The sequence below is a fragment of the Piscinibacter defluvii genome (genome assembly GCF_004011805.1).
Classification (GTDB): domain Bacteria; phylum Pseudomonadota; class Gammaproteobacteria; order Burkholderiales; family Burkholderiaceae_C; genus Piscinibacter; species Piscinibacter defluvii.
The window spans coordinates 120,694-135,110 of the sequence record NZ_ML137198.1; the positions used below are offsets into that span (position 1 = coordinate 120,694).

16 protein-coding genes are annotated in these 14,417 nt (G+C 70.8%); 9 read left to right on the forward strand and 7 right to left on the reverse strand.

Annotated elements, in window-relative coordinates; all coding sequences use genetic code 11:
• Positions 1–41: 41 nt before the first annotated feature.
• Genes D9C15_RS06035 through pedB form a run of 7 tightly spaced genes read right to left on the reverse strand, consistent with a single transcriptional unit; the run spans position 42 to position 6,276 of the window.
• The gene (locus tag D9C15_RS06035; RefSeq protein WP_127996539.1) at positions 42–671 is read right to left on the reverse strand and encodes a response regulator; all 630 of its coding nucleotides are present in this window, start codon (positions 669–671) and stop codon (positions 42–44) included.
• The gene (locus D9C15_RS06040; RefSeq protein ID WP_127996540.1) at positions 668–1,621 is read right to left on the reverse strand and encodes an ATP-binding protein; all 954 of its coding nucleotides are present in this window, start codon (positions 1,619–1,621) and stop codon (positions 668–670) included. Before D9C15_RS06040 ends, D9C15_RS06035 begins: the two co-directional genes overlap by 4 nt.
• Positions 1,608–2,576: a tripartite tricarboxylate transporter substrate binding protein gene (locus D9C15_RS06045; RefSeq protein WP_127996541.1), complete on the reverse strand. Its 969-nt coding sequence runs from the start codon at positions 2,574–2,576 to the stop codon at positions 1,608–1,610. Before D9C15_RS06045 ends, D9C15_RS06040 begins: the two co-directional genes overlap by 14 nt.
• 4 nt (positions 2,577–2,580) lie before the next feature.
• Complete coding sequence (gene pedC, locus D9C15_RS06050) at positions 2,581–3,438, reverse strand: lanthanide ABC transporter permease protein PedC (RefSeq protein ID WP_127996542.1); 858 nt, start codon at positions 3,436–3,438, stop codon at positions 2,581–2,583.
• Positions 3,420–4,577 carry an ABC transporter substrate-binding protein gene (locus tag D9C15_RS06055; protein WP_127996543.1) on the reverse strand — a complete coding sequence of 386 codons (1,158 nt, stop codon included), beginning with the start codon at positions 4,575–4,577 and terminating at the stop codon, positions 3,420–3,422. The genes pedC and D9C15_RS06055 overlap by 19 nt, the downstream gene beginning before the upstream one ends.
• Complete coding sequence (locus D9C15_RS06060) at positions 4,574–5,539, reverse strand: PQQ-dependent catabolism-associated beta-propeller protein (RefSeq protein WP_205854735.1); 966 nt, start codon at positions 5,537–5,539, stop codon at positions 4,574–4,576. Before D9C15_RS06060 ends, D9C15_RS06055 begins: the two co-directional genes overlap by 4 nt.
• A gap of 23 nt (positions 5,540–5,562) precedes the next feature.
• A complete protein-coding gene (pedB, locus tag D9C15_RS06065) occupies positions 5,563–6,276 on the reverse strand; it encodes a lanthanide ABC transporter ATP-binding protein PedB/LutE (protein ID WP_127996713.1) in 714 nt (237 codons plus the stop codon).
• 579 nt (positions 6,277–6,855) lie between these two features.
• On the opposite strand from pedB, the gene xoxF reads away from it, so the two are divergent.
• From xoxF to D9C15_RS06110, 9 genes are all read left to right on the forward strand, one after another.
• Complete coding sequence (gene xoxF / locus D9C15_RS06070; RefSeq protein WP_127996544.1) at positions 6,856–8,679, forward strand: PQQ-dependent ethylene glycol dehydrogenase XoxF; 1,824 nt, start codon at positions 6,856–6,858, stop codon at positions 8,677–8,679.
• A 103-nt stretch (positions 8,680–8,782) separates the two neighbouring features.
• The gene (locus tag D9C15_RS06075) at positions 8,783–9,166 is read left to right on the forward strand and encodes a c-type cytochrome (protein WP_127996545.1); all 384 of its coding nucleotides are present in this window, start codon (positions 8,783–8,785) and stop codon (positions 9,164–9,166) included.
• Entirely contained in the window at positions 9,163–10,014 is an 852-nt protein-coding gene (locus D9C15_RS06080; RefSeq protein WP_127996546.1) for a substrate-binding domain-containing protein, read from the forward strand. Before D9C15_RS06075 ends, D9C15_RS06080 begins: the two co-directional genes overlap by 4 nt.
• Positions 10,015–10,034: 20 nt before the next feature.
• On the forward strand, positions 10,035–11,006 hold the full coding sequence (locus tag D9C15_RS06085) for a S1 family peptidase (RefSeq protein ID WP_164886663.1): 972 nt from the start codon (positions 10,035–10,037) through the stop codon (positions 11,004–11,006).
• 16 nt (positions 11,007–11,022) lie between these two features.
• Complete coding sequence (locus tag D9C15_RS06090; RefSeq protein ID WP_164886664.1) at positions 11,023–11,694, forward strand: hypothetical protein; 672 nt, start codon at positions 11,023–11,025, stop codon at positions 11,692–11,694.
• Between the two features lie 16 nt (positions 11,695–11,710).
• Positions 11,711–12,070: a hypothetical protein gene (locus tag D9C15_RS06095; protein ID WP_127996549.1), complete on the forward strand. Its 360-nt coding sequence runs from the start codon at positions 11,711–11,713 to the stop codon at positions 12,068–12,070.
• 8 nt (positions 12,071–12,078) lie between these two features.
• Entirely contained in the window at positions 12,079–12,912 is an 834-nt protein-coding gene (locus D9C15_RS06100; protein WP_127996550.1) for a quinoprotein dehydrogenase-associated SoxYZ-like carrier, read from the forward strand.
• Positions 12,909–13,856, forward strand: coding sequence for a YVTN family beta-propeller repeat protein (locus tag D9C15_RS06105; RefSeq protein WP_127996551.1), 948 nt, complete (start codon positions 12,909–12,911; stop codon positions 13,854–13,856). The genes D9C15_RS06100 and D9C15_RS06105 overlap by 4 nt, the downstream gene beginning before the upstream one ends.
• 28 nt (positions 13,857–13,884) lie before the next feature.
• The gene (locus D9C15_RS06110; RefSeq protein ID WP_240668302.1) at positions 13,885–14,415 is read left to right on the forward strand and encodes an SRPBCC family protein; all 531 of its coding nucleotides are present in this window, start codon (positions 13,885–13,887) and stop codon (positions 14,413–14,415) included.
• Positions 14,416–14,417: the final 2 nt, after the last annotated feature.

The window sequence follows — 14,417 nt, forward strand, 5'->3', positions numbered from 1 at the left end:
TAACAAGCCGCTCGCCGCGCGGACAGGGAAAACTTCCCGCGCTACACCGACACGAGCCCGTGCCGGATCGCCAGGTGCGCCAGCGCCGCCGAGGTGGCGACGCCGAGCTTCTCCTTGATCACCGTCTGGTGGTTCGAGACGGTCTTGGCGCTCAGCCCGAGTTCGCTGGCGCACTCGGCCGGCGAGCAGCCCTGCGCGAGCAGCCGGAACACCTCGCGCTCGCGCTCGCTCAGCGAGGCCAGCCGGGCGCTCTCGCCGAGCGGGTCGCGCCCGCGCAGCGCACGCTCCAGCCCCTCGCCCAGGTAGCGCCGGCCGGCGTGCAGCGCATGCACCGCATCGACCAGCTGGCCCGGTTCGCTGGCCTTGCTCAGGTAGCCCGTCGCGCCGGCCTCCAGCGCGCGCTGCACCATGGCCTCGCTCTCGTGCATGCTGAAGACCAGGATGCGCAGCGCCGGGTCGTGCGCCCGCGCGCGGCGGATCAGCTCGAGCCCGCCGCCGGGCATCGCCAGGTCGGTGACCAGCACCTCGGGCGCGTGGGCGACGAGGGCCGCGAAGGCGCCGTCGGCATCGGCCGCCTCGTGCACGACCACGATGTCGTGCGCCTGCTCGAGCAGGCGGCGGTAGCCGGTGCGCACCACCGGGTGGTCGTCGGCCAGCAGCACGCGGATCACGGCTGCGCCTCCGTCACCGGCTGGCGCACCGCCACCGGCAGTTCGAGCAGCAGGCGCAGGCCGCGGCCCGGCGCGCTGTCCAGCCGCAGCTGGCCACCCATGGCAGCGGCGCGCTCCGAGGCGCCGAGCAGGCCGAGGCCGCGGCGCGGCGCGGCCAGGTCCATGCCGCGGCCGTCGTCGTGCGCCTCCAGCCGCAGCCGCCCGCCCTGGCGCACCACACGCAGTCGCAGCGTGCTCGCCTGCGCATGCCGAACGGCGTTGGTCAGCGCCTCCTGCGCGACGCGGTAGACCGCCACCTCCACGGCCTCGGGCAGCGGCTCGTCCAGCCCCTCGTGCAGGCCCTCGTGGAGAAAAATGCAGGCCAGCCCGCTGCGCAGCTCCCAGCCCTCGCACAGCGCCTGCAGCGCGGCCACCAGGCCGAGCTCGTCGAGCTGCGCCGGGCGCAGCCGCTGCAGCAGCTCGCGCACCGACTGGTACAGCGCCTGCGCCGAGGCGTCGGCGCGCGCGGCGGCGGCCAGTGCGCCGGCGCGGTCGTCCGCGGCGCACTGGCGCAGCAGCGCGGTCTCGATGCGCAGCGCGGTGCAGCGCTGGCCCATCTCGTCGTGCAGCTCGCGCGCCAGCGCCGCCCGTTCGGACTCCTGCAGCGTGATCAGCCCCTGCGCCAGCTCGCGGTTGCGCGCCAGCAGCGTGTCGGCCTGGGCGCGCGCCTGCTCGCGCTCGGCGAGCGCGCGGCGCGCCTCGCGGCGGCGCCGGAACGCATACCACGCCAGCCCCGACGAGAACACCAGCAGCGCGAGCGGGATCTCGTCGGCCTGCCAGCGCTCCCAGCGCGCCAGCCAGCCGAAGTAACGTTCGTGCAGCTCGAAGACGACCGAGACGACCCAGGTCGCCAGCGTCGCCAGCGCCACGAGCAGCAGGTCGCGGCGCGCCGCCAGGTCAGCCGCCCGCACGTGTCAGCCCCATGCGCTCGACGTTGATCTTCTCGCGCGCGTACTGCTCGCGCAGCCAGCGGCCGTACTCGGCCGGGCCGCGGTAGTCGAGCTCCTGGTCGTACTTGGCCAGCTCGGCGACGAAGGCCGGCTCGAGCATCGCCTTGTGGAAGGCGTCGTGCAGCGTCGCGACGACCGACGGCGCCATGCCGCGCGGCCCGCCCAGGCCCCAGGGCGACATCGCGACGATCGGGAAGCCGAGTTCCTTCAGCGTCGGCACCTTCGGCCAGCGCTTCGAGCGCTGCGCGGCGAAGGTGGCCAGCAGGCGCAGCTGCCCGCCGTCCACCAGCGGCGCGAAGCCGGTGGAATTGACACCCACCATCACCTGCGCCGACTCGACCGCCAGCGTCAGCTCCGAGGTGCCCTTGTAGGGCACGTGGATGTACTTCAGGCCGCGCTGGGTGAACAGCTCCTCCAGCACCAGGTGCGGCGTGGTGCCGACGCCGTTGGTGGCGATGCTGAGCTGGCCCGGCCGGCTGCGCGCGAAGGCGAACAGGTCCTCGAGGCTCTGGAAGGCACTCGCCGCCGGCACCAGCACGCCGAAGGTGACCCCCGAGATCTGGATGATCGGCGTGACGTCGCGCACCGGGTCCCACAGCACCTTCTGGGTGTAGGGCACGCGCAGCACCGGCTGCGGGATCTGCGCGATCGTGTGGCCGTCGGGTTCGGCGTTCTGCAGGATCGGCATCGCCAGCGTGCCGCCGGCGCCGCCGCGGTTCTCGACGATCACACGCTGGCCCAGCAGCGGCGACGCCAGCTCGGCCAGCAGGCGGATCGAGACGTCGGTGGCGCCCCCGGCGGCCCAGGGCACCCACAGCGTGATGGGCTTGCTCGGAAAGGGCTGCGCCAGCGCGTGGCGCGGCGCCGCGAGGGCGGCGGCGGCCGCGGCGAGCAGGTGGCGACGGGGCAGGTTCACGGCATCAGCCTCCGCGCTTGGTCAGCCCGCCGAAGCCGCGCTGCGGGTCGTAGCCCCAGCAGGCGACGCCGAAGAACACCACCAGGCAGCCCAGCACCACCCAGGGCGCGAGCCCCGGGTCCTTGCCGTAGAGCGCGAAGCGGATCCACTCCACCGCGTGCGTGAACGGGTTGAAGCGGGCGATCTGGTAGACCCAGCCGGCGCCCGACTCCTCCAGCTTCCACAGCGGGTACAGCGCCGTGGACAGGAAGTACATCGGGAAGATGACGAAGTTCATCGTGCCGGCGAAGTTCTCGAGCTGCTTGATGTGCACCGACAGCAGCAGCCCGAGCGCGCCCAGCATCAGCGCGCCGGCGGCCAGCGCGACGAGCGCGTGCAGCGCGTCCCAGCCCAGCATCGGCAGCGAGGTGCCGAGCGCCAGCGCGACGACGACGAAGGCGAGTGCCTGCAGCATCGACAGCAGCGCCGTCGCGCAGAGCTTGCTGAACAGCAGCCACCACCTCGGCAGCGGCGCGGTCAGCAGCAGGCGCATCAGCCCCATCTCGCGGTCGTAGACCATCGCGAGCGAGGACTGCATGCCGTTGAACAGCAGCACCATGCCGACCAGCCCGGGGGCGATGTAGACGTCGTAGGGGATGTAGGTGTCGTACGGCTCGACGATCGCCACGCCGAAGACGTTGCGGAAGCCGGCGGCGAACACCGCCAGCCAGAGCAAGGGGCGCACCAGCGCCGAGACCAGCCGGCCGGTCTGCTGCGAGAACTTCAGGATCTCGCGCAGCACGATGGCCCTGAGGGCCTGCAAGGCATGCAGCGGCCCGCGGCGGGCCCCGGAATCGACGCCGTTCAGCGCGGCTGCTTGCATGACTTCTCCGGCGCATCGGCGCCCAGGGTGTCGAGCACGTTGCTCGGGTGCAGGATGCCTTCGACCGGCGCGAGCGCGATCACGCCCTGGCCGTCGCTCAGCATGAGGGGCTGGCGCAGCTGGCCGTCCCAGGCGCGGAAGCTCAGGGTGACCCCCTTGTAGCCGTCCAGCGGGTTCTTTGCCAGCGCCTGGGCCCAGGCGGTGGCCGGGCCCTTGGGTGCAGCGACCGCGGCGGTGACCAGCGCCTTGCCGGCCAGCCAGGCGGCCCAGTCCTGCCCGACCATCGGGCGCTTGAACGACTTGGCGAAGCGGCGCGAGACCTGCGGCGCGCCGAAGCGCTCGAACTGCGCGTGCCAGGCCAGCGACACCAGCCCGGCATCGCCGACCACCGGGCGCGGCAGCGCGGTGCGGTAGGGCAGCAGGCGGCCGAACTCGCCGTCGCTGTCGACCACCCAGACCGCGTCGTAGCTGGCGCCGCCGGTCAGCAGCAGCGGGTTGGCGAGGTCGCGCTCGCGCGGGTCGGCCGAGACCTTGAAGGGCTTGCTCGCCACCACCTGCAGGCCGTAGCGCTTCAGCGAGGCCTGCACGGTGGCGCTGCGGGCCTGGTCCGTGGCACTCGGACCGGTCAGCAGCAACAGCTTGCTCCATTTTCGTGACACTAGGTACTGCGCCAGCGCGTCGCTGCGCATGCGCTCGCTCGGCATCACGTGGAACAGGCGCGCCCGGCAGTCGGCGCCGCGCAGGCGGTCCGCCGCCTCCGACAGGTTCAGCACCGGGATCTTCACGGCGTCGGCCACCGCCAGCAGCCAGTCGGCCGGCAGGTCGGCCAGCAGCACGGCCGCGCCGCCCTTCTCCGCCGCCTGGGCGGCGCTGCGCGCGGCCTCCAGCGAGGCCGCCGCCTGGGTGGCGAGGGCCACGTCGGCGCCGGCGGCGTCGAGTTCGAACTTGCCGTCCTCCAGCGCCTGCTGCAGGCCCTGTTCGGCCGGCCCGCCGGTCTGGCCGAGGTAGGCACGCTCGACGCGCGTGCGCTCCAGCCGCGCGTCGTCGTCGGGCACCAGCAGCGTGGCCTTGAGCGTCGCGGCCGGGGCCGCGCCGCCGGCCAGCGCGAGCAGCGCTGCGGCGAACAGGGCTCGCGTCATTCGACCACCACCAGGCCGTAGGGCACGCGCCCGACCGGGATGCTCTTGATCGCCTTGGCGCCGGCCACGTCGACCACCGTCACGTCGTCGGACAGCCCGTTGACCACCCACAGCCGCGCCTCGGCCTTGTCGAGCGTCACGTTCCAGGCGCGCTTGCCCACCAGCACCAGGTCGGTCACCTTGCGCCCGGGCACGTCGACGAAGGCCACGTGGTTGGCCTTGCCCAGCGAGACGAAGGCACGCTTGCCGTCCTTCGTCATCGTGATGCCCACCGGCGTGATGTCCTCGGCGCGTGCGCCCTTGACGGCGAACTTGATGGTGTCGATCACCTCGTGGGTCGCGGTGGAGACGATGCTGACGCTGGTGTCCAGTTCGTTGGTGACCCACAGCTCCTTGCCGTCGGCGGTGATGGCCATGCGGCGCGGACGCTTGCCGACCTTGATGTTCTTGACCACCTTGGCCTGCGCCACGTCGATCACGTGCACCAGGCTCGCCACCTCGGAGGTGACGTACAGCGTCTTGCCGTCGGCGCTGACCTTCACGCCCTCGGGCTCCTGGCCGACCTTGACGGACTTCAACACCTTGCCGGTGGCCGCGTCGACGAAGCTGGCCTCGGCCTCGTCCTCGTTGGAGACGTAGATGGTCCTGCCGTCGGGCGAGAGGTCGAAGGCCTCGGGCTCATCGCCCAGCGGCACGCGGCGGACCGACTTCTGCGTGGCCGGGTCGATCACGTCCGCGGCGTTGGAGTCGGTGCAGGCCACCATCAGCTTGCCGTCGGGCAGGCGCTGGATGTGGCGGCCGCGCTTGCAGGTCGGCACGGTGCCCTTGACGGCCAGGGTCTGGGTGTCGATCAGGGTCAGCGCGTCGTCCTTCTCGCTGCTGACCCAGGCGGTGCCCTGGGCGGCGGCGAAGGTGCAGCCCAGCGTGGCGGCGAGTGCGGCAGTGCATCGAAGCAGGCTCAAGTCGGTCTCCCGGGTGATTGGGTTCAGGCGGTGCGCGCGATGAAGCCGGCCTCGAGCGTGGCGCCGCCGAGCGCGGCCGTGACCTCGCCCGGCGTGCCGTCGGCCAGCAGCTGCCCCTTGTGCAGCACCAGCACGCGGTCGGCCCCGGCCGCCTCCTCGACCCAGTGGGTCGCCCACAACACGGTGACGCCACGCTCGCGCACGTCAGCATGCAGGGCGGCCAGCAGGTCCTGGCGCGACTTGGGGTCCAGGCCGACCGTGGCCTCGTCCATCAGCAGCACCGCCGGTTGATGCAGCTGGGCCCGGATCAGTTCCACCTTGCGCCGGTTGCCGCCGGACAACTCGCGCACCTTGCGCCCGAGCTGGTCGGCCAGCCCGAAGCGGGCACAGCCGGCCTCGATGCGTTCATTCGCCACGGCCGCCGGCAAGCCGTGCAGGTCGGCCTGGAACTGCAGGTTGCGGCGGATGCTCAGGTCCAGGTCGAGCGAGATCTGCTGAAACACGACGCCGATGTGGCGCAGCGCCGCCGCGCTCGCATGGCGCAGCGACTGGCCGGCCACCTCGACCTCGCCCTCGTCGGCGGCGAACAGCCCGGTCAGCACCTGGAACAGCGTCGACTTGCCGGCGCCGTTGGGGCCGAGCAGCGCGACGAAGCGGCCCGCGCCGATCGCCAGCGACAGGCTGCGCAGGGCCTCGTGCTTGCCGTAGCGCTTGGTCAGCCCCGTCAGGCGCAGCATCGGCGGGGCGGCATCGGGATCGGTCATCGTGTCGGGGTCGGGCGTCGGCAAGGGGCGTGAGGATACGCGGGGCCCGAGCAAGGCCCAGGCCGGCCGCGGCGCGCATTGGAGACGCGCCGGCTGTGCCACGGCAAGCCGGTGGATTCCCGCGCCGCGTGACACGGCCCGGGACAGCGGCTGACACGCGCCGCGGTGATGAAACACTCTGTGCCGATGTGGATGCAACGCTTTTGGCGCAGCCTGTTTCCGCGCCCGCCGCCGCGCGCCGGCGGCGGTTTCGTGGACCGGGCAACCCTCCGTGCTTACCCTATCAGTGGCTTCCCTAGAGTCCGCCTTCCGCACGTGTTCCGGCCGGCTGCATTGCGGGTAAACCTGAGTCGCCGCGGTCGTCGGCGCAGCCCGTTCGGGCGTTGGCCTGGGCGGACGCATCCGGCGCCGGTCGGTCGCGTCAAAGGGGTTGGCGGGGTGGGCGCGGAATTTGCGGTTGCGGCCCCGCCGAGTACTCGAAGCCGCGTGTCGGGTTCGTCAGTCGACGATGCGCAGCGGCCGGGCTCCGGTCACGTCAACAAGGAGACATCGATGCGAATTTCAGGGCAATCCCGTCGGCACGCCTGGTCTCGGCTGGGGCTGGCAGCTCTTCTCGCGGCGCCGGGTTTGGCCATGGCCAACGCGGACGTCGAGAAGAACATCGCCAACAACAAGAACTGGGCGATGCAGGCTGGCGACATGTTCAACCAGCGCTACAGCACGCTGAAGCAGATCAACACCGGCAACGTCGGCAAGATGCAGGTGGCGTGGACCTTCTCCACCGGCGTGCTGCGCGGCCACGAGGGCTCGCCGCTGGTGATCGACGGCACGATGTACCTGCACTCGCCGTTCCCGAACAAGGTCTTCGCGATCGACCTCGACACGCAGAAGATCAAGTGGAAGTACGAGCCCAAGCAGGACCCGGCCGTGATCCCGCAGATGTGCTGCGACACGGTGAACCGTGGCCTGGCCTACGCCGAGGGCAAGGTCATCCTGCAGCAGGCCGACTCGATGCTCGTGGCGCTGGATGCCAAGACCGGCAAGCCGGTGTGGCAGACCAAGAACGGCGACCCGAAGCTCGGCGCGGTGAACACCAATGCGCCGCACGTCTTCAAGGACAAGGTCATCACCGGCATCTCCGGCGGCGAGTGGGGCGTGCGCGGCTTCATCGCGGCCTACAACCTGTCCGACGGCAAGCTGGCCTGGAAGGGCTACAGCACCGGCCCCGACGCCGAAATGCTGATCGATCCGGCCAAGACCATGACCTGGACCGACGGCAAGATGGCGCCGGTGGGCCCGGACTCGTCGCTCAAGACCTGGAAGGGCGACCAGTGGAAGATCGGCGGCGGCACGACCTGGGGCTGGTACAGCTACGACAAGGCGCTGAACCTGCTCTACTACGGCACCGGCAACCCGTCGACCTGGAACCCGTCGCAGCGCCCCGGCGACAACAAGTGGTCCATGACCATCTTCGCGCGTGACGTCGACACCGGCATGGCCAAGTGGGTCTACCAGATGACGCCGTTCGACGAGTGGGACTTCGACGGCATCAACGAGATGATCCTGGCCGACATCAACGTCAAGGGCAAGCCGACCAAGGCGCTGGTGCACTTCGACCGCAACGGCTTCGCGTACACGATGGACCGCGAGAGCGGCGCCCTGCTCGTGGCCGAGAAGTACGACCCGAAGGTGAACTGGGCCACGCACGTCGACATGAAGACCGGCCGCCCGCAGGTGGTCGCGAAGTACTCGACGGCGCAGAACGGTCCTGACGTCAACACCAAGGGCATCTGCCCGGCGGCGCTCGGCTCGAAGGACCAGCAGCCGGCCTCGTTCGACCCCGAGACCAAGCTCTTCTACGTGCCGACCAACCACGTCTGCATGGACTACGAGCCGTTCAAGGTCGAGTACACCGCCGGCCAGCCGTACGTCGGCGCCACGCTGTCGATGTTCCCGGCCCCGGGCAGCCATGGCGGAATGGGCAACTTCATCACCTGGGACGCCGGCACCGGCAAGATCGTCCAGAGCAAGCCCGAGAAGTTCTCGGTGTGGAGCGGCTCGCTCAACACCGCGGGCGGACTGAGCTGCTACGGCACGCTCGAGGGCTACCTGAAGTGCGTCGACAAGAAGAACATCAACAAGGAACTTTTCAAGTTCAAGACGCCCTCAGGGATCATCGGCAACGTGTTCACCTACGAGCACAAGGGCAAGCAGTACATCGGCGTGTTCTCGGGCATCGGCGGCTGGGCCGGCATCGGCATGGCGGCGGGCCTCGAGAAGGACACCGACGGTCTGGGTGCCGTGGGCGGCTACCGCGAGCTGAACCAGTACACCGACCTGGGCGGTTCGCTGACGGTGTTCGCACTGCCGAACTGAGGCGGCTGCAAGCGACGGCAGGGGATGGGCCCCTGCCCGCCTGACTCGCGGGGGATGGCGCCCGACGGCACCGTCCCCCGTTTTCACTACGGAAGATCGAGACATGTTTCGGAAGACGCTCCTGGCCCTGTCGCTCCTCGTCGCCACCACGGCCTTCGGGCAAGAAAAGCTCTACACCGTCGTGGACGGCTACAAGGTCGACCCGGAGACCATGAAGGGCTTCCGCGCCTGGCGCCAGGCGGCCTGCGACCGCTGCCACGGCGCCAACCAGGAAGGCATGGTCGGCCCGTCGCTGATCACCAGCCTGAAGACGCTGAGCAAGGAAGAGTTCATCAAGACCGTGCGCGACGGCCGGCTCGACAAGGGCATGCAGAGCTTCGGCACCAGCCAGGTGGTGATGGACAACATCAACCAGCTCTACGCCTACCTCAAGGGCCGCTCCGACGGCGCGATCACCCGCGCCAAGGTCGAACCGATCTCGCAATGAAGCAACTCGCACACGCCTGGCTGGCGGCGCTGGCGCTGCTGGCCGGTGCCGCCGGCGCCCAGGAGCAGAGCGCGCCGCGCCAGGCGCTGCGCGTCTGCCAGGACCCGAACAACCTGCCCTTCTCCAACGTGAAGGGCGAGGGCATCGAGAACCGCATCGCCGAGCTGTTCGGCAAGGCGCTCAACCTGCCCGTCACCTACTACTCGTTCCCGCAGCGCCTGGCCTTCATCCGCAACACGCTGCGCTACAAGCTGCCGGGCCAGGACTACCCCTGCGACATCGTGATGGGCGTGCCCACCGGCTTCGACCAGGTGTCGGTCACCAAGCCCTACTACCGCTCCACCTACGCGCTGGTGTTCCCCGAAGGCAAGGGCCTGGACGGCGTGCGCAGCGGCGAGGACTTCCTCAAGCTCGAGCGCGCCAAGCTCGACGCGCTGCGCATCGGCATCTACGACCGGTCGCCCGCCTCCGACTGGCTGTCAAAGCACGGGCTGGTCGAGCGCGGCGTGCCCTACAAGATCATGAACGCCGACCCGGACCAGTACCCGGGCGAGATCGTCGAGAAGGACCTGGCGTCCGGCAAGCTCGACGCGGCCATCGTCTGGGGCCCGATCGCGGGTTACTTCGCCAAGCGCGTTGCGTCGCCGGCGCTGCGGGTGGTGCCGCTCAAGTCGGAGCCGGGCGTCAAGTTCGACTACCAGATGGCGATGGGCGTGCGCTATGGCGAGCGCGAATGGAAACAGCAGATCGAGGGGCTGATCGAATCCAAGGCGCCGGAGATCCAGGCCATCCTGCGCGAGTTCGGCGTGCCGCTGGTCGACGAATCCTTCGCCGCCAAGAACAACTGAAGGCGTGGCATGCTGCCACCATGAAGTCCGCGCTCTGCCTGCTGCTTGCCGCTGCCGCCGCATGGCCGGCGGCAGCCTCGGTGCCGGACCCGGCTCGCCTGGTGTCGCTGGCCGGCAGCGTGCTGCGCATCGAGGCCCCGCGCGAGCGAGGTGGCCTGGCGGTCGGCTCGGGCGTGGCCGTCGGGCCCGACCTCGTGATCACCAACTGCCACGTGACACGCGAGGCACTCGACATCCAGGTGGTGCGCGGCGGGGTGCGCTGGAGCGCCAGCGCGCAGGCCGCCGACGTCGACCGCGACCTGTGCCTGCTCGAGGTGCCGGGCCTGCAGGCCTCTCCGGTGCCGCTCGGCCACACCGGCGCGCTGGCGATCGGCCAGCACGTGGCGGCGCTGGGCTACACCGGCGGCGTGGGCCTGCAGAACAGCCCCGGCGAGGTGGTCGAACTGCACCGCTTCGACGGCGGCCGGGTGATCCAGTCGACCAACTGGTTCACCTCGGGCGCGAGCGGCGGCGGCCTGTTCGACGGCAACGGCGCGCTGGTGGGCATCCTGACCTTCCGGCTGCGCGGCGGCGCGGCGCACTACTTCGCCGCGCCGGTGGAATGGGTGCGCCAGTTGCTCGATGAACGCCGGCGCGACCAGTTCCGCCGCGTGATGCCGCTGGACACGCGACGCGTGCCCTACTGGCAGGCCCCCGCGTCCACCCAGCCTCGATTCCTGCGCGCCCAGGTCATGCAGCGCGACCAGCGCTGGGGCGAGCTGGCGCTGCTGTCGTACGACTGGCTGCGCGCCGACGCCGAGGACGCCGAGCCCTGGCACCTGCTGGGCACCGCGCTCGAGCGGCTCGAGCGGCCCACGGAGGCGCGCATGGCGCTCGAATGCTCGCTGCGCCTCGCCCCGGCCCATGCCACGGTGCGCGCGCAGCTCGAGGCGCTGCGCGCGCGCAGCGACCAACCCGATCCGCCGGCCGACTGCCGGCCCGACCACCACTAGAAGGCCCATCTTGCGCATGTCCCTGCCGACGCGGCTCGCCGCGCTCCTGCTCCTGGCCTCGGCCGCCCTCGCCGTTCGTGCGGCGGACGACTTCTCCAGCGCCGAACGCGCCCTGTTCATGACCAACCACCTGGCGGCCATGAAGCCGCCGACCACGCTGCGCTACGGCTTCCGCAAGTCCGGCAGCCTGGAGTCGGGTTACGCCGAGCCGGTGTCCGTGAACCTGAAGCCGGCCGCCGACGGCTCGTGCTGCGCCGTGTCGGCCGACTTCCTGGAAGGTGAACACCGCGTCAACCTGCCCGAGATCGAGGCGGCCACCGGCAACCCGGTGATCCTCTATTTCCTCGAGCGTGACGTGCGCGAGATGAAGCGCCTGACCAAGGGCCAGTCGACCTACTTCCAGAAGCGCATCCGCATGGCGATCTACCAAGGCGCCAAGGAGATGAGCGCCACCGTGCTGTACGGCGGCAAGCCGGTGGCGGCGCGCCAGTTCATCGTCGCGCCCTATGTCGACGACCCGCTCAAGGCGCGCTTCGAGAATCTGTCCGGCAAGACCTACGAGTTCACGCTGTCCGACGCCGTGCCCGGCGGTGTCTACTCGATCCGCACCCGCGTCGACGGCCCGAACCCGGCCCAGCCGCTGCTCGTCGAGGAACTGCTGATCGACGGCGCCCACCGCAATCCCTGACCTCGAGAAGAGCCTCATGAAACACGCTCCGCGCCTTGCCGTTGCCGCCGGCGCCCTGCTGGCGCTGTCCGCCCTCGCGCGGGCCAACGACTTCCCGACCGTCGACCGCGTGCTCTACGTGCAGGAGTGCATGCGCGAGCACCCCGGCCCGAACTTCGAGATGGTCAACAAGTGCTCCTGCGCGGCCGACCGCCTCGCCGCGGAGGTCAAGTTCGACGACTATGTCGAGATGACCACGGTGGTCAAGGCGATCTCGATCGGCGGCGAGCGCGGCAGCGAGTTGCGCGACAACGAGACGGTCAAGCCCCAGCTCAGCCGCTGGCGCAACCTGCAGGCCAAGGTGAAGAAGGCCTGCTTCATCGGCGCTGCGCAGTAGGGCCCACGATGGACACGCTGCGCCGCCTCCTGCTCGCCCTGCCGGCCGCCCTGCTGGCTGCTGCCGCGTCGGCCGCCACGCTGCAGCCCGACGACGATCCGGCCGCCAGTCCGGTGTGGCAGAAAGTGCGCGCCAGCCTGTTCGAGAACCGACCGATCCAGCCGGCCGCGCCCGAGCTGCTCAAGCTCGAGGCGCCCGCACGCGCCGTGGACGCGGCCGTGGTGCCGATCGCGATCCGCACCCGCGTGCCGGCCGGCTCGTCCTGGCACATCAGCAAGCTGTTCCTGATCATCGACGCCAACCCGTCGCCGATCTCCGGCATCTTCTCGTTCACGCCCGACAGCGGGCGCGCCGACATCGAGACGCGCGTGCGCGTCGACGCCTATTCGCACGTGCGCGCGATCGCCGAGACGAGCGACGGCAAGCTCCACATGGTGACGCGTTTCGTCAAGGCCTCGGGCGGCTGCTCGGCGCCGGCCGGCGCGGACGCCGCGGCCGCGCAGGCCTCGCTCGGGCAGATGCGCTTCCGCGTCGAGGGCGACCTGAAGGGCAAGGAGCCGGTGCTGGCGCAACTCGCCATCGAGCACCCGAACCATTCCGGCCTGGCGATGGACCAGGCGACACGCCAGTACACGCCGGCCCACTACGTGCGCAAGATCGACGTGAGCTACGCCGGCCGACCGGTGCTCTCGGCCGACGTGGACTTCTCGATGAGCGAGAACCCGAACTTCCGCTTCTACTTCGTGCCGCAGGGCGGCGGCGGCGAGCTGCGCGCCACGGTGGTCGACTCCAAGGACCTGCGCTTCGTCGCCGCCCAGGCGCTGCGCGACAACCCGCGATGAGCCGGCGCGCCGCGGTGCTCGCGCTGCTGCTCGGCGCGGCGGCGGCGCAGGCGGCGCCGTTCGCCTACATCACCAACCAGGGCAGCCACGACGTGTCGGTGATCGACCTGGCACGCGAGGCCGTCGTGGCCACGGTGCCGGTCGGGCGCTCGCCGGCCGGCGTGGTGGCGGCCAGCCGGGCCGGCCGGGTGTACGTCTCGAACCCGGACGACAAGACCGTGTCGGTGATCGACATGCGCACGCAGCGCGTCGTCGATACGCTGCCGGCCGGCGCCGGGCCGGTGGGCATCGATGCGTCGGCCGACGGCCGCACCGTGTTCGTGGCCGACTGGTACCGCAACCGCCTGCTCGCGATCGATGCGAGCCGGCCGCCCGGAACGCCGCTGGAGATCGCGGTGGGCCGCGCCCCGGCCGGCGTGGCCGCCGATCCCGATGGCCGCACCGTCTACGTGGCCGAGCGCGACGACGACAGCGTCGCGCTGGTCGACCTGGTCGAGCGCCGCGTGCGCGCGCGTGTCGCGGTGGGCACGCACCCGTTCGCGCTGCTGCTGGATGCGCCGCGTCGGCGCCTCTATGCGCTGAACGTGCAGAGCGACGACCTGAGCGCCATCGACCTTCAGACCCTGCGCGTGACGCACACCGTCAAGGTCGGCAAGGCACCCTACGGTGCCGCACTGGCCGACGGCGGCCGGCTGCTGTACGTCACCAACCAGCATGCCGACAGCGTGAGCGTGCTCGACGCGGACAGCCTGCGCGTGCTCAAGACGCTGCCCGGCTTCGGCTACCCCGAGGGCATCGCGGCGCACGGCGAGCGTGTCTACGTCGTCAACTGGATGGACGACGAGGTCAGCGTGCTCGACGCCGCCAGCGGCAGGGCGCTCGAGCGCATTCCGACCGGCCGCAACAGCCGCGGCTTCGGCGCCTTCATCGGCGCGCCCGAATGAATCCCAACAACCACTCCGGAGACTCCCGATGATGCTTTCCACCCGCCGCACGCTGCTGGCCGCTGCGCTGGGACTGGCCGCTGCCGGCGCGCTGGCCCACGGCCCGACACGCCAGAAGGTGACCGAGACCGTGACCATCGATGCGCCCGCCGCCGCCGTGTGGGCGAAGATCCGCAACTTCGACGCGCTGAAGGACTGGCACCCCGCCGTCGCCAAGAGCCCGGCCGACAAGGGCAACGAGGAAGGCTCGGTGCGCCAGCTCGAGCTGAAGAACGGCGGCAGGCTGACCGAGACGCTGGAAGCTTACGACGACGCGAAGATGCGCTACAGCTACCGCGCCAAGGACGGCGGCGCCCTGCCGGTGACCAACTACACCTCGACGATCAGCGTCAAGGCCGACGGCAACAAGGCGGTCGTCGAGTGGCGCGGAGCCTTCTACCGCGGCTACCCGAACAACGACCCGCCGCCGGACCAGAACGACGAGGCCGCGGTGGCTGCCGTCACCGGCGTCTACCAGGCGGGCCTGGCGAACCTGAAGAAGCTCGTCGAAGGCAAGTAGGC

What these genes read in the sequence shown, in the direction of transcription:
- pedC (WP_127996542.1), bottom strand. Translation starts at nt 3,438, where the DNA reads ATGCAAGCAGCCGCGCTGAACGGCGTCGATTCCGGGGCCCGCCGCGGG.
- D9C15_RS06055 (WP_127996543.1), bottom strand. Translation starts at nt 4,577, where the DNA reads ATGACGCGAGCCCTGTTCGCCGCAGCGCTGCTCGCGCTGGCCGGCGGC.
- pedB (WP_127996713.1), bottom strand. Translation starts at nt 6,276, where the DNA reads ATGCTGCGCCTGACGGGGCTGACCAAGCGCTACGGCAAGCACGAGGCC.
- xoxF (WP_127996544.1), top strand. Translation starts at nt 6,856, where the DNA reads ATGCGAATTTCAGGGCAATCCCGTCGGCACGCCTGGTCTCGGCTGGGG.
- D9C15_RS06075 (WP_127996545.1), top strand. Translation starts at nt 8,783, where the DNA reads ATGTTTCGGAAGACGCTCCTGGCCCTGTCGCTCCTCGTCGCCACCACG.
- D9C15_RS06080 (WP_127996546.1), top strand. Translation starts at nt 9,163, where the DNA reads ATGAAGCAACTCGCACACGCCTGGCTGGCGGCGCTGGCGCTGCTGGCC.
- D9C15_RS06085 (WP_164886663.1), top strand. Translation starts at nt 10,035, where the DNA reads ATGAAGTCCGCGCTCTGCCTGCTGCTTGCCGCTGCCGCCGCATGGCCG.
- D9C15_RS06090 (WP_164886664.1), top strand. Translation starts at nt 11,023, where the DNA reads ATGTCCCTGCCGACGCGGCTCGCCGCGCTCCTGCTCCTGGCCTCGGCC.
- D9C15_RS06095 (WP_127996549.1), top strand. Translation starts at nt 11,711, where the DNA reads ATGAAACACGCTCCGCGCCTTGCCGTTGCCGCCGGCGCCCTGCTGGCG.
- D9C15_RS06100 (WP_127996550.1), top strand. Translation starts at nt 12,079, where the DNA reads ATGGACACGCTGCGCCGCCTCCTGCTCGCCCTGCCGGCCGCCCTGCTG.
- D9C15_RS06105 (WP_127996551.1), top strand. Translation starts at nt 12,909, where the DNA reads ATGAGCCGGCGCGCCGCGGTGCTCGCGCTGCTGCTCGGCGCGGCGGCG.
- D9C15_RS06110 (WP_240668302.1), top strand. Translation starts at nt 13,885, where the DNA reads ATGATGCTTTCCACCCGCCGCACGCTGCTGGCCGCTGCGCTGGGACTG.